The sequence below is a fragment of the Pseudoalteromonas sp. APC 3358 genome (assembly GCF_030408075.1).
GTDB classification, from domain to species: domain Bacteria; phylum Pseudomonadota; class Gammaproteobacteria; order Enterobacterales; family Alteromonadaceae; genus Pseudoalteromonas; species Pseudoalteromonas arctica.
Window position 1 is genome coordinate 524,024 of the sequence record NZ_JASDCE010000001.1, and the last position, 22,538, is coordinate 546,561.

The following is a 22,538-nucleotide window of genomic DNA, read 5'->3' on the forward strand; positions in this document are numbered from 1 at the left end:
ATATTTTTAAGCAAAAATAATTTTATTCACCCAACAGCTAATTTCCCAGCCTCATGCCACATTTCACTTGGCATGGGGTTTGTTAATTCCCACGTTATATTCATCGGCTGACTGCCGTTGTGGTGTTGGTACATAACTTCGCCGTAGTTTACAAACCCCATGGTTCTGCCGTTTTCGTCTTTGCCTTGTTCGCGCACAAATAGCAGGATGGTTTTGCCTGTTTGCTGATGTTTAATATAACTAAGGCCACGGCCGTGTTCTGGGCGGGCGCTGTTTTGTGTTTGCCAATGAAACAAAGTAGGGCTGATTGCGTAGTCGTGATATAGCGTGGTGGGCGAGTAGGTTTTTTCGCATTTGTTAAGTGTTACAAATAACAGCTCTAAGTTTTGTTTTTTAAATTCTAAAACGCCTTCGCGGGCGGTCGATTTTTTATCAAACGTGTGAGCCCCAAAAGCTGCGAGTATTTGTTGGCGTGTGTAGCGGCTGTGTAATTTTATTGCGTGATTAGGTAAACACACTAAGTCACTTTCTTGTTGGTGAATACGGTTTATTAATAGTGTAATTACTTGAGCAAGTTCGTGCTGTAGGTCTTTGTGTTTAAGTGCTTGTAAGCTTTGTTCAAGCGTTTTAAACCCCAAGCTTTTACCTGTGCAATCCCAAAAGTTGTAATGCGCCATAAGCGCGTACTGTTGGTTTTGTGGTGTTGGGGTAAAGCTAAAGTCGTTTTTACATAAATCACGTAAAAAGCATAAATAACTGAGTGAGTCGCAGCCGAGTAGTTGAGTGTTGATGGCGCGGTAATACGCAGTGTAAATATCGACTTGCTCTGCTGAAATTTCATCGCCTTTAAGCCAGTGCCAACCGCCGAGCTTTTTATCTTTTGGTTTGTAAATATCTTCAAGAGTAACTTGTGGGTTTATGCGTAAAAAATTACTTAGCGTAAGCGCGTCATTAGTATGTTGCGAATAGCTATTTATAAGCTGCTGTAAACGGCGTTTAGAGTTTATAGCTTGCTGAATGTTTTTTAATATTGTTTGTTGAGTATACTTTTGTAGCTCTATACGACAACCTAGCGGTAAATGCGGGAAGTTGTTTTCAATCTCGGTTTTTATAGGCTGGTTACTTTTACCAATGAGTGCGCGAAATTTACTGGCAAAGTCGTATTCTGGGCGAGCATTACCTACAAAGTCGAGCACGGTACAGCATTGCTTTTGGCTGTTGTCGGGCAGGCGCAAACCACGGCCTAGTTGCTGCAAAAACAGCGTTAAGCTTTCAGTTGGGCGTAAAAACAGTAGAGTATCGACTTCTGGAATATCGACCCCTTCGTTAAAAATATCAACCACGCAAAGTATTTGTATTTCGCCTTGGCGTAGAGCTTGCTGTTTAGCCGCGCGCTCATTGGTGTTTTTGCTGGTGAGCACATCGGCGTTTATGCCTGCTAGGTTAAATTTAGAGGCCATAAACTCCGCGTGTTTTTGGCTTACACAAAACGCGAGTGCTTTAATGGTTTGAACATTGGTTACGATATCAGCAAGGCTGGATATAATTTTGTTAGCGCGGCTGTTTTCACCTGTATAAAGGTTACTTAGTTCGCTTATATCGTAACGGCCGCCTCGCCACGTTATTTGGCTTAGGTCGATGTCGTCATCCAATCCAAAGTATTGAAACGGGCATAAATGGCGTTGATTTATTGCCTCTGGTAAGCGAATTTCAGCGGCTATAACTCCGCAAAAATCATCGAGTATATTTGCGCCATCTTGTCGCTCTGGTGTAGCGGTGAGGCCAAGTAATATTGTGGGCGTAAAGTAACTTAAAATAGCGCGATAACTTGCAGCGCTTACGTGATGTACTTCGTCTATCACTATGTAGTCGTAGTAATTGCTGGTTAAATTGAGCGATTCAATTTGGCTGTTTAATGTTTGGATTGACGCAAATAATTGATTGTAGCGTTGTGGTTTGTAGTTACCGACCCACAGCTCACCAAAGTCGTTATTTTTAAGCACTCCACGGTAAGCGCTTTGTGCTTGTTTTAGTATTTCTTCACGGTGGGCTATAAACAAAAAGTGTGCGTTTGGGTTTTTATCGTAAACGGTTTTAAAGTCGAACGCCGATATGATGGTTTTACCCGTGCCGGTTGCAGCAACTACTAAGTTTTTAAAACGATTATGTACGCTGCGCTCAGCACTTAGCTTTTCTAAAATAGCGAGCTGATGCGTTTTTGGTGTTATATCAAAATAAAACTGGCTGCTTGATTGCCCAACACCGCGCTGTTCGTTAAGTGAATTGATGAGCTTTTCTTTACACTCAACAGCGCCTGTAAATAGCTCGAAGTCTTTTGATTCCCAGTAGGTTTCAAACGTACTTTTGGTTTTAGCTATTATGTGCGGAATTTCTTGCGCGGTAATTTTTAAGTTCCATTCAAGGCCGCTGGTAAGCGCCGAATGAGATAAGTTAGACGAGCCAATATAGCCTGTGTGAAAACCCGTATTGCGCATAAATAAGTAGGATTTAGCGTGTAGGCGTTCTTGCTGATTATTATAACTTAGCTTTACTTCGGTATTTGGTAGGTTTGCTAAAAACTCAACGGCTTTAGCATCCGTTGCGCCCATGTACGAAGTTGTAATAACTTTGAGTTTATTGCCGCTTTTGGTAAACGCTTCAAGCTCATTTTTAAAAATGCGTAGCCCTGTCCATTTTATAAATGAGACCAGCCAGTAAATAGTGTCGGACGATTTAATCTCGCGCTTTAGCTCGGTTTCGAGCGATATACCTGCATTAGCACCGCTAAATAATTCGCTTTGTGTAAGCCCTGTGAGTGGGAATATATCGGCAGAGTACTCTTTAAGGTTGGCTGCAATTGGGTTTTGAGTATTAAATAGCGCAGTGAGTATTCGGCCTTGGCTGTCGATCAGATTTTCGTTTATTAGCTCGTCATCGCGAATATGATCTTTAAGCCAAAGTACAAGGCTGTTAGCTAGGCTAATTTGTTCTTGTAGGCGCTCGTTCGAGTTGGGAATGGCATTTATGGCATGCTCAACAAGCTTACCTAAAAAGCGTGAAAGCCATGTTGCCGCTTCGGCCGTTTCAAGCTGGCGCTCGCCCACATAAAATTGATCACGATTTAAGTTTTGCTCAATTACTTGCGTAATTAACTGCTCGTAAATACCAATTTGCTGCATTAAAACCACTCCCTGTTTGCGAGTAGTTAGTTTACTAAAATACGGTACAGCTACAAGTAATAATCGACTAAGTTACTAGTAATTAAGTACAAACGTGTGAGTTAAGTATTAGCCGAGGGAGTAATCAAATGATGATGCTAAGAAATTATCCCCTTCAACTTCACCTGCAAACACATAATTAATGAGTAATTACCTCGCATGGATTCGAGGAAAGCGATGCTTGCACATGGATGTGCGTTCATCGCGTTTACGTTCAAATTAATTTAGTGTTTAAAGATAAGTGAAATTGAGGGGCGCCGAGAGATTCCAAAGAGAAGTCGGCGGTTACTTCTCTTTGGTTGCCATCGCCAACGCGATATAAGTAAATTATTTTAAAAGCTGCGCTTTTCGCGCGAGTAAGCTGAGCGCCTACAGGTGTTTAGGTGAGCTTTGTAGCGTTGATTGGAGTAATGAGCTAGTTACTAAAGAGAAAGCGCGATGTAAAATCGCACCTACGCTTTTGTTGAGTGTGGTGATTTAATTATTGTAGGTGAGGTTTTATACCTCGCGGGTGCTTTTTAAAAACCAAGACACAAGGTGAACTCCCACCTACAGCTTTAATTTTTACTTTTTGGATTAGTAATGTTGATGTGTTTTTTCACATTTATAGGTACACTATTTTAAAGTTTTAATTCAGGGAATGAATAATGATTAAATGGATTTTACTGGTATTTATTAGCGTATTTACAACTTTTCCTCAAGCTGGTGAGGCTTACACACAAGCCCAATGCGATAGCATTAAAAAGCAGCGCGAAACTATTCGCTCTCAATTTAGAAGTGGCTACAGTAATAAAGAAGGTGAGCGTTTAACTGCACGCGATAAAGCGCTATTTACCTTACTTGCTAATCACTGCAGTAAGCCTAAAAAGAGTGGTAGCGCTTATCAGGCTACTTCTTCTACCCCAACTCGTACGCCTAATAGAAATTGGTTACTCAATCAAAAAGTATCAAACATGTCTTTGCACAGCGATAGCTATAAAGATGCCGCTAAGCTTGATGCTTGGTCAAAATTTTATAAATTGCCCAAACGTTGCCGTAAGAAAGGGATGAAGTCGGCCGACTTTGTATGGTGTAGCGAGTATCGGGGTAAGCAAAAAGAGTTGTTTGAAGCACAGTGGCAAGGGCGCCCATAAATATGTTCAAAACAAAATTGCGCGTGGTGTTTGTATTTTTTGTGCTGCTAATTGCATCGGCGCTCATTGCTAATCATTTTACTGGGCGGGTATTTAATTATCACGATCCTATAGGCGAGGTTAAACGAATTTATAATAGTTTATCGTCGCAGGTAGCTACTGAACCGTTAGCAACTAAGCAGCTCGAAAATGTAAGCTCGGCAACTTTACAAAATGTATCAGTATCTGCCGATAATCACTTATCGCAAGCTAACAATACTCGCTGCGTGGATGTGTCGTTGGGTAAGGTTAAATATAAACGAAGTGGCGATATATTTACATGGACAGACAGTGACGGTGTACCGCATTTTAGTGATAAAAAACCGGATTTTGCAGTAGCAACTTACGATACTGGTTTTACTGAACCGTTAGATTACTTTGATCTCACTTTAAATACGCCTAATTTACCTTCATCATTTAACCAAGAGTTACGTATAAAACTTAATACTGTATTTAAAGTATACGGGCAGATTATTGGCGTGCATGCACTTAAAAAGGTAAAGCTTAATTTAACGGTATTGCCTACGCGCCGCACTTATGAGGCTGCAATAAAGCAGCGCGGTGGTAACCCTACAAACACTGCGGGTATGTATTTTCACGCGAGTAATTCTGCTTTTATTCATTATGATAATGCACACAGTGCAATGCGAACTGCGGTACATGAAGCAGTGCACGCCATTAATAAAGCAGTTTTAGGCTACACCCCGAGATGGTTTAATGAGGGATTTGCAGAATACTTTGAGCTTACTAAAAGTAATATGCAAACAGCTATTGTTGAGTCGAATAGTTCATGGACGAAAAATAACAATATTACTAAAAGTGTATTTTCGATTGATTCGTTAGTGGGTTTGGATGACTCGTGGAAAAAAGGTGATACCAGTAAGCTGTACGCAAGCAGTTGGGCTGCAATTTACTTTTTAATGGATACTCGAGCAGGGCGATCGTTACTTAAGAATATAATGCTTGCTGAGCAAGAATTTCTCTGTAATAAGCTATCTGAAAAGCAATTAAAAACGATGATGTATAAGCAATTTCCTAATCTTAATCGTGAATATTCTCAGAGGTTAAAAAAACCTTTGAAAGCGCATATATTTTAAATAAGGTAAAAGTTTAAAAGCTTCGCTTTTCGCGTGAGCAAGCTGGGCGCCTACAGGTGTTTAGCTTGGCTATTAAGCTCAAAATGTCATTAACTTTCCATAAGTAATTTATGTTTTACTTATGGGGTTGTGTTTTTATTTTACTTTCTATAAGTAAAGTAAAGTTTACTTATAGAAAGTAAATATACGTTCAAACTTGAAAGTAAGTTATATTTGACTTTTGGGTGGGCTACCCTAAAATAAATTGTATAAGTAAACTATAGTTGACCTTTAATGAGTGAATTACCAGCAAAAAAAACACTTGGAAGAGTTGTTAAACGCACTGAAATGCCTGATCTATCAAAGCCGTTTTCGTCGGTGCGGCTCGCTAAAGCGATTACTTCAAAGCGAACTGGCATGAAGCTTACGCTGGTTGATGTATCGCAAGCACTTAATATTTCAAAGCCTACGCTGATAAAAATAGAAAAAGGTGATGTGAATGTGCAGTTTTTTAATGTACTCAAAGTGATGGAATACTTGGGGTTGTCGTTTAGCCTTGTCAGTGATGACGAGTCGCACCACAATAACAAGGATGAGGTGAGCGATGAGCAGTGGTATTAAAAAAAATAGCTTAGATGTATTTATTGGGCATACGCAGAAGATAGGTGCGATAACTCTTGATATAGGCTCTGAAAATGAAATTGCATTTACCTATGAGCCTGAGTGGATTAATAAGGGTTTTGCTATTTCACCACACTTACCGCTCAATGGTGATTTTGACTCGCGTGCTGTGCGTAATTATTTACAAAACTTATTACCCGAAGGCAAAGGTCTTGATGAAATTATAAGTAGTACTACTATCTCTAAAAATAATACGTTTGGTTTGATTAAAGTAATTGGCGAGGAAACGTCAGGCGCTTTGTCGTTTAGAGCAAGTAACAGTACTTTAAAGCAAACATCTTTTCGTGAAGTAACTAATGATGAGCTAAGCCAAAAACTTAAACGCTTTGTACAAGTTGGAGAGCCAATTACTCATTGGGATGGCCGAACTCGGCTCTCTGTTGCTGGCGTTCAAGACAAACTAAACCTACTCGAAATCGATAGTAAATTAGGATTTGGTGAAGGGGAGCTATGTTCTAATAAAATTTTTAAATTTGAAACAGGTACAGCTCCTTTCATTGCAGTAAATGAACTTTTTACCATGCTTTTGGCAAAAGAGTCGGGGCTCAATGTTCCCCATGTTGAGTTGCGCACTTATGCAGATGTAAGAGTATTTGTAATAGATCGCTTTGATAGGCGCGTTACACAAGATCAAAACCGTGTATTACGTCGTCATATTATTGATGGTTGCCAAGCCACTAATTTACCTCCTTCTTATAAATATGAGCGTCAGCATGGTGATGATGGGGATGGTATTTATATTCGAGATGGCGTTTCTTTTGCAAAACTATTTAATGTTAAAACAACGAATGTACAAGCGTATGAGGCTCAGCTTATTCGTTGGATGACATTTAATATTTTAGTACGTAATTACGATGCTCATGGCAAAAACATTAGTTTTTTTGTTGGTAAAAATGGTTTAGAGCTTACGCCGTTTTACGACTTGGTAAATATAGAGGCTATTATTGAGCAGGGAAGCATTGACCGTGATATGGGCTATCTACAGACCAAAATATCAAGGTGTTATGCTATGTCAGTGGGTGAGCATAATTCGCAAAGTGCAGGCAATTTTACTAATGAGATTACAGCTTATATGTTAGCTGATTTTGCTGATGAATTTGCTATTTCACTACCACGGATGCAACTACTTATGAGTCAAACCGTTGACTCTGTATTAGCCGCAATTGATACGGCTAAAGTTTCTGCTGTTAAAAATAACTTGTCTACTGCTGAATTAGCACACATTGATTTGTGCATAAAAATAATTAATAAAGCTGCAAATAAGCTGAGTGAGCAAATAATACAACTACCAAATATGGATGCATTTATTTAAATTTCAGAAAATAAATACACGTATTTTGAGTAAGTAATTCATATTTTGGTTGTCAGCATCAACGCGATATTTACAAATTAAAAGCGCGAGATAAATTCCGGCTTATAATTTAAAAGCTACGCTTTTCGCGCGAGCAAGCTGGGCGCCTACAGGTGTTTAACTTGTCCTTATTTAAAAGCCAAAGCGCGATATAAAATTGCACCTACGCTTTTGTTGAGAGTGGTGTTTGCAATGATGTAGGTGAGGTTTTATACCTCGCTTATAAATGGATTGTTTTTACCATTGAAAAATGAATTATTGTTCTGTTTAACGCTTAAAAGTAATGAGGCAATTAACTCTTCTATTCGCCTCATTGCATGAGGCAAATAAATAACATAGACTGAAGCTAATTACCTTTAGGACTAAAGACTATGTGGATATGGCAACAGCAAAATTGGCCAAACTTTACGTGGGATGCTGCAGCGCTTGCTCCTTTACTAAGGGATCTTTCATATAATCAAGGTTTATTAGTAGGGCGTATGGGCATGCAAAGTGCTCAACAAAAGCAGCAAGCCCTTGATACTTTACTTGCAAATATTATTCACTCCAGTGCGATTGAGGGTGAAAAGCTTAATGCATTTTCGGTTCGCTCTTCACTTGCTAAAAAGCTCAATATTAATGAGCAACCTTACCCAACAACAGTACAAAGCGATAATCTTGCAGAGATTATGCTTGATGCAATAAATAACACAGACTCACCGCTTAATTTAGAGCGAGTGCTTAATTGGCATCGCTTATTGTTTGCAGGTGAGCAAAGCTTATTTACTAAAATTGAGGGAGGGCAATTGCGTGGTGACGAGCCAATGCAAGTGGTGTCGGGGCGTTTAGATAAACCGGTATTACATTTTACGGCGCCTCCTAAAGAGCGAGTAAATAAAGAGCTTTCGCTATTTTTTAACTGGTTTAACAAAACGCAAAACGATCCTCAAATAGACCCTTTTATTCGTGCTGCTATCGTACACTTATGGTTTGTAACAATACATCCACTTGAGGATGGCAATGGGCGTATTACACGCCTTATAACCGACCTGGCATTAGCGCAAGAACATGCTGAGTCAATTCGGTTTTACGCTATGTCGGTGGCTATTTTAGAAGACAGAAAAAGCTACTACGAGGTGCTTGAAGCCACTCAACGTGGAGATCTTTGTATTACCCAATGGATTAATTGGTTTTTACGTACGCTTAATAATGCGATACACCATACGCTTAATAATATTGAGCAAACAATTTTTAAAACCAATTACTGGGCAAGTAAAGATCAAACAAAGTTAGGTGAGCAGCAAGTAAAAGTGCTTAATAAGTTACTTGATGGCCAATTTGAACAGGGTATTAGTGCGAGTCAGTATCAAAAGGTGGCTAAGGTTAGCCGTGCAACCGCAACACGCCATTTATCGGACTTGCAAACGCTTGGATTTTTAACAAAAACCGCCGCAGGTGGGCGTAGTACACGTTACAAAATTGCCTAATGAGGCAATTACACATATTATTCGCCTCATTGTTTGAGGTGAATAGGTGTTTGAATTGTTGTAGGTGAGGTTTTATACCTCGCATGGTGTTTTTATAAGAGCAAAGCGCGATGTAAAATCGCACCTACAATTTAAAAGCTTCGCTTTTCGCGCGAGCAAGCTTTGCGCCTTGTATCTCTCATTGATAAATGATTAGCTATCATTTATCACATCGAAGTCAGTGAGCTTGCCTTTACGCCTAGTATTTAATACTGCGCCGTAGATAAAGCCCTGACTTTCTATTCTCACAAACTGAATGGTATCCAAGCACGCTTTTATTTAAGTAGATGCTGTATGTACAAGGGGAGTAAGTAGAGATGATGTTTATCGGCATTGATATTAGTAAAGAGAAGATTGATTTATCGTGGTTGAGAGACCAGCTTACAAATAAAATTAAAACAAAAGTCTTTAAAAACAAGCGCCAAGACTTTGTAACAATAGAAAAATGGCTTTTAAATACAACTAAAAGCGCTGCTAGTGAGCTCGTTATCACCCTCGAACCAACGGGTGTTTATCATGAAGCGCTGATGTATTTTTTACACGAGCAAGGCTTTAATATTATTTTAGCGAACCCAGGTAAAGCTAAAAAGTATGCAGACGCTTTAAACATAATTCACAAAACAGACAAATCTGATGCAACGATGCTTGCTCATTATGGCTGTGCTAAGCACGCAGTCGTTAATTATTGGCAACCTGAAGCGTTAGAAATTAGAGAGCTTAAAGCCCTTATTCGTCGTTTAGATGCGCTTGAGAGTAACCGACAACGAGAAGCTAACCGATTAGAAGCAAGTGAATTCAGCAACGTTTCCGCGCGTGTTTGCCAATCGATAAAAGTGACAATCGCGTTTTTAGATGATGAAATTAAACAGCTTAAATCTGACATTGATAACCACATAGATAATGAACCTGATTTAAAAAGAAACAGGAAACTACTTGAGTCTATCCCTGGCATAGGGCCCGTATTATCGAGAGAGCTGACGTATTTGTTTGCGGCTAAAAAATTTAATAAAGCCAAAGAAGCGGCAGCTTATTGTGGATTAATCCCACGGCATAATGAATCGGGTAAATTAAAAGGGCGAACATCAATCAGTAAACTTGGGCCAGCCAGAATTCGATGCAAACTTTATATGGCGGCCATTGTTGCAGGGCAATGGAATAAAACAATAAAGAGACACAAGTTAACGTTAATAAACAATGGTAAAACACCGATGCAAGCTGTGTGTGCAAATATGCGAAAGCTAATTCATATATGTTTTGGTGTAATAAAAAACCAGGAAGCGTTTAAGCTCCAAGAAAGTTAAATACGACCTTGAAGCTTAAAATGAGAGATGGTATCTACAGGTGTTTAGGCGGGCTTTGTAGTGTTGATCGTGGTGGTTTAATTATTGTAGGTGAGGTTTTATACCTCGCGGGTGTTTTTATAAGAGCAAAGCGCGATGTAAAATCGCACCTACGGGTTTGTTCAGTGCAGTGGTTTAATTGTGTAGGTGAGGTTTTATACCTCGCATGGTGTTTTTATAAAGCCAAAGCGCGAGATAAACTCACGCCTACAATTTTAAATACTGTGCAACCTCTTATTCCAGCCGCGTTACTTTCACTTTTATTTTACCAGCATTAGCGCCGTAAAAGCGGCTTAGGTCGTTTGCGAATGGGCAAAACTCGCCTGATTTATCTATTTTAATGTCGGCGCCGTTGGCTATTTCAAAAAGGTGGTCGTCGTTTTTATTAATAGCACCAATGAGTGAAAACCATTGTGCGCGAGGAAATCGTCTAAATGGTTCGAGTACGGCCATTGGGGTTTCTTTTACGCCAAGTTGTACGTTGTCGCGGTTCCAGCCTAATGGCGTGCACTTTATGCCATCGTCAAACCAGTATTGATTTGGATATGGGGTAAAGCGATACGTAGCGCCTTGCTCTAGCATGAGGCCTGTTGCGTTGTATTGCTCAGAGGCAAATACCATTACATCTTGGCTTTGGTTAATGCTCAGCACACTCATGTTTTGATTAGCCAGTTCTATATGTTGGCTTAAACCAATAAAGCTAAGTGTGGTGTTGTCGTTATAGCTAATTTTGTAATGTAGTTTTTTAAGCGATTCTGGGCGGTAACTAGTTAGCTTATTAATACGTTCGGCTACGCTGTAGTGTACTAAGGGCTCAAGGTTGCTGGCTTCGTCATCAATTAATACATAGCACTGCCTATCTACTAATTTAAAAAACGGGTTAAACCAAAAGTAATTTTGTTGATGACTTAATGCGAGCGGATCGGGCGTTACGGTTACGTCATCTTGTGCTACTAAGTTGCTATCGGGGAGTAGGGTTTCGTAATCTATGTCGTGGCTAGTGAGTAACGATATATTAAGCGGTTGTTCTATTAACCACTCAAGTGCATAGCGCAAGCTAATATCAGCTAGGCCATCGCGGTAGTAACCGCCGCCAATGTCTGAATGCGCACCTGCAAACCATAGCTCGGTAATATTGTTTTGATGGTTCATGAGTGTGGGTTCAAAGGCGCGGCGTTTTTCGTCAAGGGCTACGCAGTGCAGCGCGTGAGTAATATTGTTGGCAATGGTGTGGTTTTCAAAAATAACGTGTTCTGCGCCGCGTGTAGCTTTACTTACTTTAGATAAACCAATAGAGGCGACGGTATCAAACACACATACATACACGTTGTTGCTTATTAAGGGCTCTAAACATTTAGCAAAACGTCTGGCAAGCGCAGCGCCTCGGCTAAAGCCCGTTAGCAGTATGGTATCGCCTATTAGGTAGTGAGCTTTAAAGTCGCTTAACGCTTGATTTAAAATACTGGCTACGTCGTCACCACGAGGTGCAAGGGTTTGGTTTAAAATGCGTTTAAGGCGGCTGCCTTTAGTGCCAATACCTTGATAATAAAAACTGAGTTGGTTAGCAAAAGGAGTAATGGGGGAGTCTTCTAATTTACCGCCAAGCAGTAAATGCAGTTTTAGAATGTTGGTAATATTAGAGTCTTCTTTAAAATGATCTGAGCTAAATTGTTCTGCGTCACGGGGCTCGTTTCCTGTGCCGTCAAAGTTAAAAATTAGCGTTTTACCCGTCATAACCCAATTCCCTTAGTTGTTTTAAATACTCTACACAGACTGTGTTAAAAATTAAAGACAGTGATAACGCTCACTGCCTTTAATTTAAATCGCCTTTAATGTAACTTCATTTTTGGGCGCACTACACGCAGTACTTTTTCACTTATCCATAATGCAAAGGTTTTTGCGCTGCCATGTATGGCGCGTTGGTGCATACGGTATAAAGATATATACATAAAGCGGGCAATTTTACCTTCAATAAAAAAGGTATTGCTGGTTAGGTTACCCATTAAGTTACCTACAGTGCTGTAGCTTGATAAGTTAACCAACGAGCCATGGTCGCTGTATTTAAAGCCGCGTAATGGTTGCTGCTTTAGCGTTGCGATTAGGTTTTTTTCGACGCATAACGCCATTTGGTGCGCCGATTGTGCACGTGGTGGTACTTGCTTGCCGTCGGCTTGGGTAAATGCGCAGCAATCGCCTAATACAAAAATGCTTTCGTCAACGGTGCTTTGTAAAAACTCGTTTACTTGAATTTGATTGCTACGAGTAAGCTCAAAAACACCTAAATCTTTAATAAAGTCAGGTGCTTTTACGCCTGCTGCCCACACCATAATATCGGCATCAATGTGTTCTTCATCTTTGGTGATAAAGCCTTGTGCGGTGCCTTCTTTCACTTGCGTTTGTTCGCGCACGTTTACGCCAAGCTTTAATAGCTCACGCTTGGCACTTACGGCAATACGCTCTGGTAATGCAGGTAAAATACGCGGTCCGGCTTCTATTAAATGAATGTGTAAACGCTTAGACGACATATTTGTTAAGCCATAAAGCTTTAATAGTTCAGACACATGATAAAGTTCAGCTGAGAGTTCAACACCGGTAGCACCGCCGCCTACAATGGCAATATTAAGTGATTGCTGTTGGTTGTCGTCTTGGTGAAGGCGCGTAAAGCTATCTAGTAATGAATGCTGAAAGCGCTCTGCTTGTTGGCTTGAATCTAAAAAGTAGCAATGCTCTTTTATACCTGGGGTATTAAAGTCGTTACTTACGCTGCCAATGGCAATAACAAGGTGATCGTAACGAACTGTACGGCCAGGTAAAATAGTGTGGCCTAACTCGTCGTTAAGTGGGGAGAGGGTAATTGTTTTATTGCTTTGGTCTATATTGCAAAAAGTACCAAGTTGAAAACGATAATGATGTTTTGCGGCATGGGCTGAATACACAACGCCATCTAAATCAGGGTCAATAGAGCCTGTCGCTACTTCGTGCAGTAACGGCTTCCATATGTGGGTACGGTTTTTGTCTATTAACAGTATATCTGCTTGTTTTTTTTTCCCTAGCTTATGCCCCAGTTGGGTTGCAAGTTCTAATCCGCCAGCACCACCGCCAATAACGACGATTTTAGGTATTGTAATACTCATAACGTTGCCCTTAAAAATAATATACCCAAGTGATCTGTATTTTTTATTAGTTCTTTAAGGTGACTTGGGTATCAATAAATTATTTTGGCAACAAGTAGTTACTACTTATTTAATGGGTGCCTAGTTTGCGCCTAAATAAAGGATATGTCAGCAAAAAATGATGATCAAAGGTATATAAGTTATACTCACTTTCTTATCGCCTAGCTGTGCAGTTAAATCGCTGTTTAAAAACATCAAAAGGACATTTATGACCACGCCACTAATTCAATCACTTGAGCAGCACTTTGGTTTTAGCCAATTTAGAACAGGGCAACAACAAACTATAGAGCAGCTTTTAAATGGTCAATCGTCGTTGGCTATATTTCCGACCGGCTCGGGTAAATCGTTGTGCTATCAATTAACTGCGTTGCATTTACCAAATTTAACCTTGGTGGTTTCGCCTTTGCTTGCATTGATGAAAGATCAAATTAGCTTTTTAAATAGCAAAGGTATTTATGCTGCCAGCCTTGATTCGAGCCAAGATCAAATGCAAAGCAGCACCGTAATGAATGATGTGCGAAATGGTAAAATTAAAGTACTAATGGTGTCGGTTGAGCGCTTTAAAAACGAGCGTTTTAGAGAGTTTATAAGCCAAGTGGCGCTTTCGATGTTAGTGGTAGACGAAGCGCACTGTATATCTGAATGGGGCCATAACTTTAGACCCGACTACCTTAAACTACCGCGTTACCGCGAAGAGCTTAATATTCCTTTAGTGTTGTTACTTACTGCAACGGCCACTAAAAAAGTAAAACGCGATATGGCAGAGCGATTTGCTATTGCGCCTGAGTGCATTGTGCAAACGGGCTTTTACCGCGCTAATTTAGATTTAAGCGTGCTGAGCGTTAAAACCGCCGATAAAAACACCGAGCTTACCAACATAGTGCGTGCGCAAAGTGGCCCAGGTATTGTGTATGTAACGCTACAGCAAAGCGCTGAGCAAGTTGCTAATGTGCTAAGTGCGCAAGGTGTGCATGCGGTGGCGTATCATGCAGGGCTTGAAGATACGCTACGCTGGCAAATTCAAGATGACTTTATGGGCGGTAAAATTAACGTTGTTGTGGCAACTATAGCCTTTGGTATGGGCGTTGATAAGTCGGATATTCGTTTTGTTATACATTACGATTTACCAAAATCGATAGAAAACTACAGCCAAGAAATTGGCCGAGCAGGGCGCGATGGCAATCCATCAAACTGCTACACCCTTGCTAACCTAGACGGCCTAAATACGGTTGAAAACTTTGTATATGGCGACACCCCAGAGCTTAGCGGTATTGAATACGTAATTAACGATATTCGCCAAAGCCACCAGCAATGGGAAATGCAAGAATACAGTCTTTCAAGCGAAAGTAATATTAGGCAATTGGCACTAAAAACCTTACTCGTACAGCTTGAAATGCAAGGCGCTATAACGCCGCAATATGCTTACTACGCCGATTTTAAATATAAATTTTTGGTTGATAAAAACGAGCTACTTGGTCATTTTGATGAGCAACGCCAAGCGTTTTTAACGCAAATATTTAGCCATACTGACTTTAAAAAAATATGGGGCACACTAAATTTTGACTCCCTTACGCAAGCAGCGCAGGTTGATCGAAAACGTGTAGTGGCTGCTCTTGATTACCTAGCCGAAAAAAACCTAATAACGCTTGAAACCAAACGTATTACCCAAGTATACAAAGTGCATGGAGAGGTTATAAATAACCCAGAACTTGCCCAGCAACTTCACGACTATTTTACCGATAAAGAACAAGCCGAAATTAAACGTATTGCTGCACTGGTACGCTTTTTTGAGCTACAAAGTTGCTTAAGCTATAACTTAGCGCGCTATTTTGACGATCAAAATGCACCTGAGCAGTGTGGGCATTGTAGTGTGTGTAGAGGTCATGCGGTTAAGCTTGAATATTCTATAGAGCCTGCATATATTGACGAGCAACTTATTTATCAAAAGGTAAATGAGTTTTTAGCGCATATGGCAGGCAAAGGTAATCATAATGTGGGTATTGAAACCCAATGCCGCTTTTTAGCAGGGATGAGTGTGCCGTTATTTGCACGTAATAAAGTACGCCAGCTGAGTGGTTTTGCACTGTGTGAGCAAATGCGTTACAGCGATATAAAAGCAAAACTACTAGCGCGTTAAATTAGTTACTGTATCCTAGTGGCTTATTCAAAAAAGTAAGTCACTATGCCTCATATTGTTATTCCCGTTGAAAATATTTCTACTACCCCAGAGCCCGTTACGTGTGCTAACTGCCAAGCCTGTTGTTGCCAATTAGAAGTGCGCATAGTAACCGACACCGGCGTGCCTTTTAACTATATAGAATACGATAAATGGGGCAGCGAAGTAATGAAACGCGCTGACGACGGTTGGTGCCAAGCACTCGACCGTAACACGCTTATGTGCTCTATTTACGAAAACCGCCCATTAGTATGTCGCGAGTTTGAAATGGCGTCGGGTGAGTGTATTACCGAGCGCGATTTAGCAGGTATATAGTCCGCTATTATTAAAGTACATAAACGACAAAGGGGCTTAAAAGCCCCTTTGTTTATTGCTTACTATAAAAATTAAACTTTAAAGTAGCTAATATACTTTTTAAGTGTGTTTGAAAGGTCAGCTAATGCAACAGCTTCTTGTGCGTTACTGTTAAGCGACATGCTGGTTTCTTTGGACATACTGGCAATTTCTTCAACGCCGGTACTAATTTGCGCCACGGTGGCTACTTGGTTTGATGTTGATTCAACAATTTCAAGCACGTTACTTAATGAGTCGTTAGCTTGTTGCTGTATTTGATGCAGTAACTCGTTTGCTTCGTGAGTAAGCGTTAGGCCATTTTCTACTTGTGGTACTGTGGTTTCCATAGCTGTTACCGACGCTTGCGTGTTTTCTTGTACTTGCAAAATCATCTTTTCAATATCGCCTGTTGCGTCGCCAGTGCGCTGGGCAAGTTGTCTTACCTCGTCAGCAACAACAGCAAACCCTCGGCCTGTTTCGCCTGCTCTTGCAGCTTCTATTGCTGCATTTAGTGCAAGCAAGTTTGTTTGATCAGAAATACTGCGGATCACACTTAAAATATCGCCAATGTGTTTTACATGTTCTTGCAACACGTTTACTTGGGTAACTGTGGCTTTTACGGTCACTGAAATTTGTTCAATTTCGGCCGCTACTTTTTGCACTGCAATACTACCTTGCTGCGATAATTGCGCGGTTATTTTTGAGTTATCTTCTGTTTGCCTAACTGAGTCGGCTACAGCATGGATACTACGGCTCATTTCTTCTAGGCTGCTTACTGCCGAGTTTGTATAAGTTACTTGTGCGTCAGCGGCACTAAGTGCTTGCTGCGAGCCAGATGCTACGCTTGCAGAGTGCGTAGAAAGCTCTTCAGATGAGTTAATAATGCTATCTACAATGGTTTTTAATTTAGATTGCATAACCCCTACAGAAGCCATCATGCTATTTGGGCAACACGACTGTACATCGCCTCTTAAATCGCCTTGCGCAATAAGGGCAATTACTTCAGCAGCTTCTTGTGGTTCGCCACCTACTGAATTTCTGATCAGTTGGCTAATAACATACGCAACGCTTATGCCTATTAAAAAGGCAAGTGCGGTGAGCGAAATCATCCAAATTTTAAACGAGCTGGCAATATCGAGAGTATCGATAGTGGTGGTTTGATTTGCTTGTTCTTGTAGGTTTATAAATTGGTTTATAACATTTAGCCACTGGGTAAACGCAGGGCGCGCATCGGTTAATAAAATGCGCTCAGCTTCGTTTAGGTTTCCTGTATTTTTAGCGTTTATAACACCTTGAATGAAAGGTTGAGTGCGCTGCTCTATTTGATTTATTTTATTAATTAGAGCGCGCTCTTCATTATTCATATTACCCATTAGCTCGGCCATAGACCTGCTTGACGTTTGGTAAAATGCGTTTAGCTCTTTTATGTTCTTTAACACGGTGCTTAAACTGCTTTGATCGGTAATTAGCACTACATCGCGCACGGCTATCGCTCTGTCGTGTACGCTGCCTCTAAAGTTAATTGCGTAACGTTGCTTTACCGAATTTACGTCGGTCATGTGGGTAATGTTATTATTAATGAGGCTAACGCGCGAAATGCCAATAATGGTTAAAATAAGCATCATTGATAAAATTACGCCAAAGCCGGTCGTTAAACGCATGTTTATGGTCATGGTTGATCCCAAGTGTGAGTCAATACGCGCAAGAGCAGCTTGTATTATTAGTGATTATTCTAAAACAATAGCAGTATTATGCCTTATTAATTAAAGTTTTATTAGCAATAAGGGATTGTTTGTTAATTTAATTTACAAGCGTAACTTTAATGAGGTGTGTTTTTCAGGCATTAAAAAAGGGGCTAAATGCCCCTTAATGTTATATAAAAATATTATATAAAAGTAGTTAATCGTACTTTGCTTCTAGCTCATTAGCTGTATGAAACTTCTCATGACTTTGTAATTGCTCGTCGTATTTAACGAGGTTTTTAAAGTGCGCTAATTGACCTGAGTTTTTAACAATTTCAACAATAAACGACATCATAAAGTCAGCGCCCGTTAGGGTATCGCCCACTAAATAACGTTTACCTTCAAGACGGTCGTTAAAGTAGCTAATTACTTTAGCTGTTTCAGCGTCGGCATAGCCTTCTAAAAACTGCGTTTTAGCGCCGTCTTTTAGTACAAACATTTTAAGTAAAAGCGGTAAAATTGCTGAGCTTTCTGCAAAGTGCAGCCATTGCTGGTAGTCAACATATTCAGCGGTATCTACTTTTGGAGCAAATTTACCATTGCCGTATTTAATAATAAGGTAGTCTGTAATAGCGCCTGATTCAGCAATAATTAAACCGCCGTCTTCAATCACTGGTGACTTACCAAGTTGATGAATATGCTTTAATTCGTCAGGGGCTAGGAAGGTGTCTTTGTTGCGCTGATAAGCCACAATTTCGTAGTCAACATTTAGCTCTTCTAAAAGCCAAATTACGCGTTTAGAACGTGATTTATTTAAATGGTGTAGTTTGATCATGTCAGTCCTTTTGTGGCTTGTAAGGACTTGGCCTTACAAGCCGTTTAAAATTAAAGTGGGTTATTAATTTTAACCACAGTTTTACCAAAGTTTTTACCGCATATCATATCGTTGAACGCGCCTACTGTATTTTCGATGCCTTCTACCATGTGCTCACGGTATTGAATTTTTCCGTCTTGTAGCCATTTTTGCATATCTTGTGCAAACTCGTCATAACGGTCGCCGTAATCATCAAAAATGATAAAGCCTTGCATTTTAATACGCTTAGTAAGCAATTGACCCATTAGCATACCTAAACGGTCTGGGCCTTCTGGCAAGCTAGTTGCGTTATATTGCGATACTAAACCACACAATGGTACGCGCGCTGCGGTATTTAATAGTGGTAATACGGCGTCGAATACTTTACCGCCCACATTTTCGTAGTAAACATCAATGCCTTTATCACAGGCTTTTTCTAACTGCTCTGCAAAGTCATCAGCTTTATGATCAATACAGGCATCAAACCCTAGTTTTTCAACGGCGTGTGCACATTTTTCGCTACCACCAGCAACACCCACTACTTTACAGCCTTTAATTTTAGCTATTTGACCAACCGTTGCACCTACTGGGCCTGTTGCTGCTGCAACAACTACGGTTTCGCCTTCTTTAGGCTGGCCAATATCAAGTAAACCCATGTAAGCCGTAAAGCCAGGCATACCCATAATACCTAATGCGTATGAAGGATTTGCAGGCTCTTTACCTAATTGCATTAAGCCTTCGCCATCGGTAATGGCGTAGTCTTGCCAACCTGTGTAGGCAAGGACCCATTCGCCTTCGTTAAACTTATCGTTTTTAGACTCTTCTACTTGGCACACAGTTGCGCCAACCATTACATCGCCAATATTAACAGGGTCAGCGTACGACTTAGCATCGCTCATACGACCACGCATATACGGGTCTAGCGATAGGTAAATAGTGCGTAGTAAAACTTCGCCGTCTTTTAATGCAGGAAGCTCTACCGTTTTTAATTTAAAGTTTTCATCTGTTGGAGCGCCATTAGGGCGTGATTCAAGAGTAAGTTGGCGACTAGTCGTAGACATAAAAATCTCCTATTAATATAAATAAACTACTTACCGAATGTTTACGCTTTAAAAATCGTGATCAGCTAAACAATAATGCGCGGCTAAGCAGTATGAATATGTACAATGCGTACCTTAATAAAGGAGTTTTGGGCGGGTGGTTGATAATTCAAGCTTTGCAGAGTATTTATTCTAAATGGTTTATTTTAGCTTGCTAAAAATATGGCTATTGTAAAACACCCCGTTTTTATAAATGGCCTGTTTAAGCACAGCCTCTTGCTCAAAGCCACTTTTAATAAGTGCTTTCATAGAGCCGGTATTACCAGCAAACACAGCGCCAAAAATTCTGTTTATGTTGGATTGCGCAAACGCTTCATTGCATATAAGTTCAATAGCGCGAGTAATAATGCCTTGCCCCCAATAGGCTTTATTTAGCCAATAACCAATTTCGCCACTGTGGCTGTATTCAAATTCGCCGGGAGTTACACCAATACAGCCGGCAAATTGTCCATTTACCTCAATGGCCTTAGCCGTTGCATCAATTACGCCGTTTTTTGAGCCTTGGTTTATCCACCAAGCAGCATCGGCTTGCGTATAAGGAAACGGAATTTTTGACGATAAATAACGCGTTACCTGTTCATCATTTAAGGTGCTAATAATAAAAGGCGCGTCTTGGGCTTTAAACTCTCTGAGGGTGATCATATTTTTTCATAAATTTTTAGTATGCACACTAACTTAACAATCATTTTAACGTTAAACAATCAGAACCTAAATTAAACGGTTTACGGCTATTACTTTGTTTTAAAGTCCTCTAATATAAGCAAAATATTACACCTATTTTAGATGCCACTATGCACCCTCACATTAAAGCACTTTATAACAGCGCCCAAAAACCAAGCCGTTTAATTATTGGTTTAATGAGTGGCACCTCGTTGGACGGGCTTGATGTTGCACTGTGCAAAGTAACGGGCGCAGGCTTAAATACACACATTGAGGTTTTAAATTTTACTACTGTTGATTACAACGACGATTATAAAACTAAAATAAAGCAGGTATTTGCTAAGCGAGAATGCGATTTAGAGCTTGTTACTTTATTGCACCCGTGGGTAGGTAAACTCCATGGCGATATGGTTAACCAGTGCTTAGCTAAGTGGAATATAAACCCAGCAAGTATTGATGTAATAGCCAGCCACGGGCAAACCATTTATCATTGCCCGCAGTCGCAGCATAACCACAAAAGCTTTACTAATGGCACCTTACAAATTGGCGATAGTGACCAAATAGCCGTTACTACGGGTATTACAACCATTGGTGATTTTAGGCAAAAACACATAGCCGCAGGGGGCGAGGGCGCACCGCTTGCTGTGTATGGCGATTATTTGTATTTTTCGAGCGCTGTTGAGAGTCGGGTTTTGCTAAATATGGGCGGCATAGCTAACTTAACGTTTTTACCCAAAAATGGTGATGCAAACGGAGTGTTTAGCTCCGACATTGGCCCCGGTAATACCATTATGGATGCCTACGTACAGCAACATTTTAAAGATATGCATTATGACGATGGCGCAAAAATAGCAAAAGCAGGCAAGGTAAATACACCATTATTAAATGCATTATGTAATAACGCATTTTTTAAACTCCCAATGCCTAAAACTACAGGGCCAGAGGTATTTAACTTAGCGTATTTAAACGCCGCACAGCAGGTTACAAATACTCACCATTTAAGCCATGAAGATGTAATGGCCACCTTAAATACCTTTACTGCAACCGTTATAGCAAATGCATTAAACGAGTGTGCAGAGCGCGCACAAAATTGTGTGGTGTATGCAAGTGGTGGCGGTATTCATAACCCGTTACTAATGGCGCAACTTACAGTGCTTTGCCCACGTATTAAGGCTTTTAAAAACACCGACGATTTAGGTATAAATCCCGACGCAAAAGAGGCTGTGTTATTTGCTATTTTAGCAAACGAATGCCTAGCCGGTGAGCAGCAACACCTAAGTAATACCGCGCAAGGTATCGCTGGAGTTACTATGGGTAAAGTAAGTTTTGCAGATTAATAACTTATAGGTCGGCAAAGTACGGGCAGCACTAAAACAGCGATAAAAACGTAGACCCCATACTCGCAAAGTAGCTACGAACGCCCTGAGGCTTAGCATGTTCAGTTTTTATTAGCTCAGGGATGTAGCCTTGCTCAAATGCTTTAATGTACACATCGAGCTGTTGGCTTTCTTTTAAGGTCGTGTTTTTTCCGTGCAGCATCATTTGCACTACAAAACACTGGCTTTGTGTAATGTTACTTAAAGTTAGGTTTACAGTACCAGATTCAAGGTCTGCATTGCTCAGCGTTTTTTCAGTAAAATACTGCGCCCCACGCGCACTGGGCTGCGTTGCACTTAGTGAAATAACATCGCTCTCATTTGCGCCATCAGGCAACACACACTGCAGCGTAATGTTATGCGCAGCATTGGCTTTTAGCGATAGCTTTTCATATTCCATAGCGTGGCTCATCGCCGCAGACATAGAATCATCAAATGATTGCAGTGCAAATGTTAGTTGCACTAAGGGTGTACTCATCTTACTTAATCTTCTTGAGTCTATTCATTTATCGGATAGAGATTATCGCGGATCAAGGTTACAGATTTATGACTAATTGCATTAATTAGTACAATTATTGAGTGGTTTGATCAAAGAGGATCTTTTTTGAAGTTTTATAATGCTAGAAGGTGATTCCAGGTGATATTTCTAAAGATACGTTCTTAAATGCGTTAAGTAATTTAGATATTCATTTATACCAGAATTTCATTGATGGCTTGAATAAGTGTATTAAAAATTATAAATTCAATAACAATTAGCGAGCCTATTGCGCATTCATTATACTTTTAAGTTTTTATTACGACAAAAAAGCAGATACCTAATTAGCATCTGCTTTTAAATTGTA

17 protein-coding genes are annotated in these 22,538 nt (G+C 40.2%); 9 read left to right on the top strand and 8 right to left on the bottom strand.

The genetic code is table 11. The annotated features are described in order from the left end of the window. Positions 1 to 26: 26 nt before the first annotated feature. Positions 27 to 3,179: a DEAD/DEAH box helicase gene (locus QL995_RS02310; protein WP_290292302.1), complete on the bottom strand. Its 3,153-nt coding sequence runs from the start codon at positions 3,177 to 3,179 to the stop codon at positions 27 to 29. Between the two features lie 686 nt (positions 3,180 to 3,865). On the opposite strand from QL995_RS02310, the gene QL995_RS02315 reads away from it, so the two are divergent. From QL995_RS02315 to QL995_RS02340, 6 genes are all read left to right on the top strand, one after another. Then, positions 3,866 to 4,351: a hypothetical protein gene (locus QL995_RS02315; protein ID WP_290292306.1), complete on the top strand. Its 486-nt coding sequence runs from the start codon at positions 3,866 to 3,868 to the stop codon at positions 4,349 to 4,351. A 2-nt stretch (positions 4,352 to 4,353) separates the two neighbouring features. Next, positions 4,354 to 5,487: a DUF1570 domain-containing protein gene (locus QL995_RS02320; protein WP_290292309.1), complete on the top strand. Its 1,134-nt coding sequence runs from the start codon at positions 4,354 to 4,356 to the stop codon at positions 5,485 to 5,487. Between the two features lie 273 nt (positions 5,488 to 5,760). Beyond that, complete coding sequence (locus QL995_RS02325; protein ID WP_029753647.1) at positions 5,761 to 6,087, top strand: helix-turn-helix transcriptional regulator; 327 nt, start codon at positions 5,761 to 5,763, stop codon at positions 6,085 to 6,087. Beyond that, complete coding sequence (locus QL995_RS02330; protein WP_290292311.1) at positions 6,071 to 7,459, top strand: HipA domain-containing protein; 1,389 nt, start codon at positions 6,071 to 6,073, stop codon at positions 7,457 to 7,459. The genes QL995_RS02325 and QL995_RS02330 overlap by 17 nt, the downstream gene beginning before the upstream one ends. A gap of 410 nt (positions 7,460 to 7,869) precedes the next feature. Next, on the top strand, positions 7,870 to 8,964 hold the full coding sequence (locus QL995_RS02335) for a Fic family protein (RefSeq protein ID WP_290292314.1): 1,095 nt from the start codon (positions 7,870 to 7,872) through the stop codon (positions 8,962 to 8,964). A gap of 356 nt (positions 8,965 to 9,320) precedes the next feature. Further along, positions 9,321 to 10,304 carry an IS110 family transposase gene (locus tag QL995_RS02340; protein WP_096058047.1) on the top strand — a complete coding sequence of 328 codons (984 nt, stop codon included), beginning with the start codon at positions 9,321 to 9,323 and terminating at the stop codon, positions 10,302 to 10,304. 273 nt (positions 10,305 to 10,577) lie between these two features. Here QL995_RS02340 and QL995_RS02345 read toward each other — a convergent pair whose 3' ends face one another. Then, positions 10,578 to 12,077, bottom strand: coding sequence for a DUF2235 domain-containing protein (locus QL995_RS02345; RefSeq protein ID WP_290292316.1), 1,500 nt, complete (start codon positions 12,075 to 12,077; stop codon positions 10,578 to 10,580). Positions 12,078 to 12,172: 95 nt separating this feature from the next. Further along, positions 12,173 to 13,477, bottom strand: coding sequence for an NAD(P)/FAD-dependent oxidoreductase (locus tag QL995_RS02350; protein WP_007583476.1), 1,305 nt, complete (start codon positions 13,475 to 13,477; stop codon positions 12,173 to 12,175). A 247-nt stretch (positions 13,478 to 13,724) separates the two neighbouring features. On the opposite strand from QL995_RS02350, the gene QL995_RS02355 reads away from it, so the two are divergent. Beyond that, positions 13,725 to 15,653, top strand: coding sequence for a RecQ family ATP-dependent DNA helicase (locus QL995_RS02355; protein WP_290292319.1), 1,929 nt, complete (start codon positions 13,725 to 13,727; stop codon positions 15,651 to 15,653). 45 nt (positions 15,654 to 15,698) lie between these two features. Then, positions 15,699 to 16,007, top strand: a complete 309-nt coding sequence (locus QL995_RS02360) for a YkgJ family cysteine cluster protein (RefSeq protein WP_010554993.1) — start codon at positions 15,699 to 15,701, stop codon at positions 16,005 to 16,007. Positions 16,008 to 16,078: 71 nt separating this feature from the next. On the opposite strand, the gene QL995_RS02365 is transcribed toward QL995_RS02360, so the two are convergent. From QL995_RS02365 to QL995_RS02380, 4 genes are all read right to left on the bottom strand, one after another. Continuing rightward, positions 16,079 to 17,698 (bottom strand): methyl-accepting chemotaxis protein, encoded by a 1,620-nt coding sequence (locus tag QL995_RS02365; protein ID WP_290292322.1) that lies wholly within the window; start codon positions 17,696 to 17,698, stop codon positions 16,079 to 16,081. 226 nt (positions 17,699 to 17,924) lie between these two features. Beyond that, positions 17,925 to 18,542 carry a glutathione S-transferase gene (locus QL995_RS02370; protein WP_290292324.1) on the bottom strand — a complete coding sequence of 206 codons (618 nt, stop codon included), beginning with the start codon at positions 18,540 to 18,542 and terminating at the stop codon, positions 17,925 to 17,927. 50 nt (positions 18,543 to 18,592) lie between these two features. Continuing rightward, positions 18,593 to 19,621: an NADP-dependent oxidoreductase gene (locus tag QL995_RS02375; RefSeq protein ID WP_169060441.1), complete on the bottom strand. Its 1,029-nt coding sequence runs from the start codon at positions 19,619 to 19,621 to the stop codon at positions 18,593 to 18,595. Between the two features lie 180 nt (positions 19,622 to 19,801). Beyond that, positions 19,802 to 20,302: a GNAT family protein gene (locus QL995_RS02380; RefSeq protein WP_290292330.1), complete on the bottom strand. Its 501-nt coding sequence runs from the start codon at positions 20,300 to 20,302 to the stop codon at positions 19,802 to 19,804. Between the two features lie 149 nt (positions 20,303 to 20,451). On the opposite strand from QL995_RS02380, the gene QL995_RS02385 reads away from it, so the two are divergent. After that, a complete protein-coding gene (locus QL995_RS02385) occupies positions 20,452 to 21,657 on the top strand; it encodes an anhydro-N-acetylmuramic acid kinase (RefSeq protein WP_290292333.1) in 1,206 nt (401 codons plus the stop codon). Between the two features lie 31 nt (positions 21,658 to 21,688). Here QL995_RS02385 and QL995_RS02390 read toward each other — a convergent pair whose 3' ends face one another. Beyond that, positions 21,689 to 22,174, bottom strand: coding sequence for a hypothetical protein (locus QL995_RS02390; RefSeq protein ID WP_290292336.1), 486 nt, complete (start codon positions 22,172 to 22,174; stop codon positions 21,689 to 21,691). Between the last annotated feature and the right edge of the window lie 364 nt (positions 22,175 to 22,538).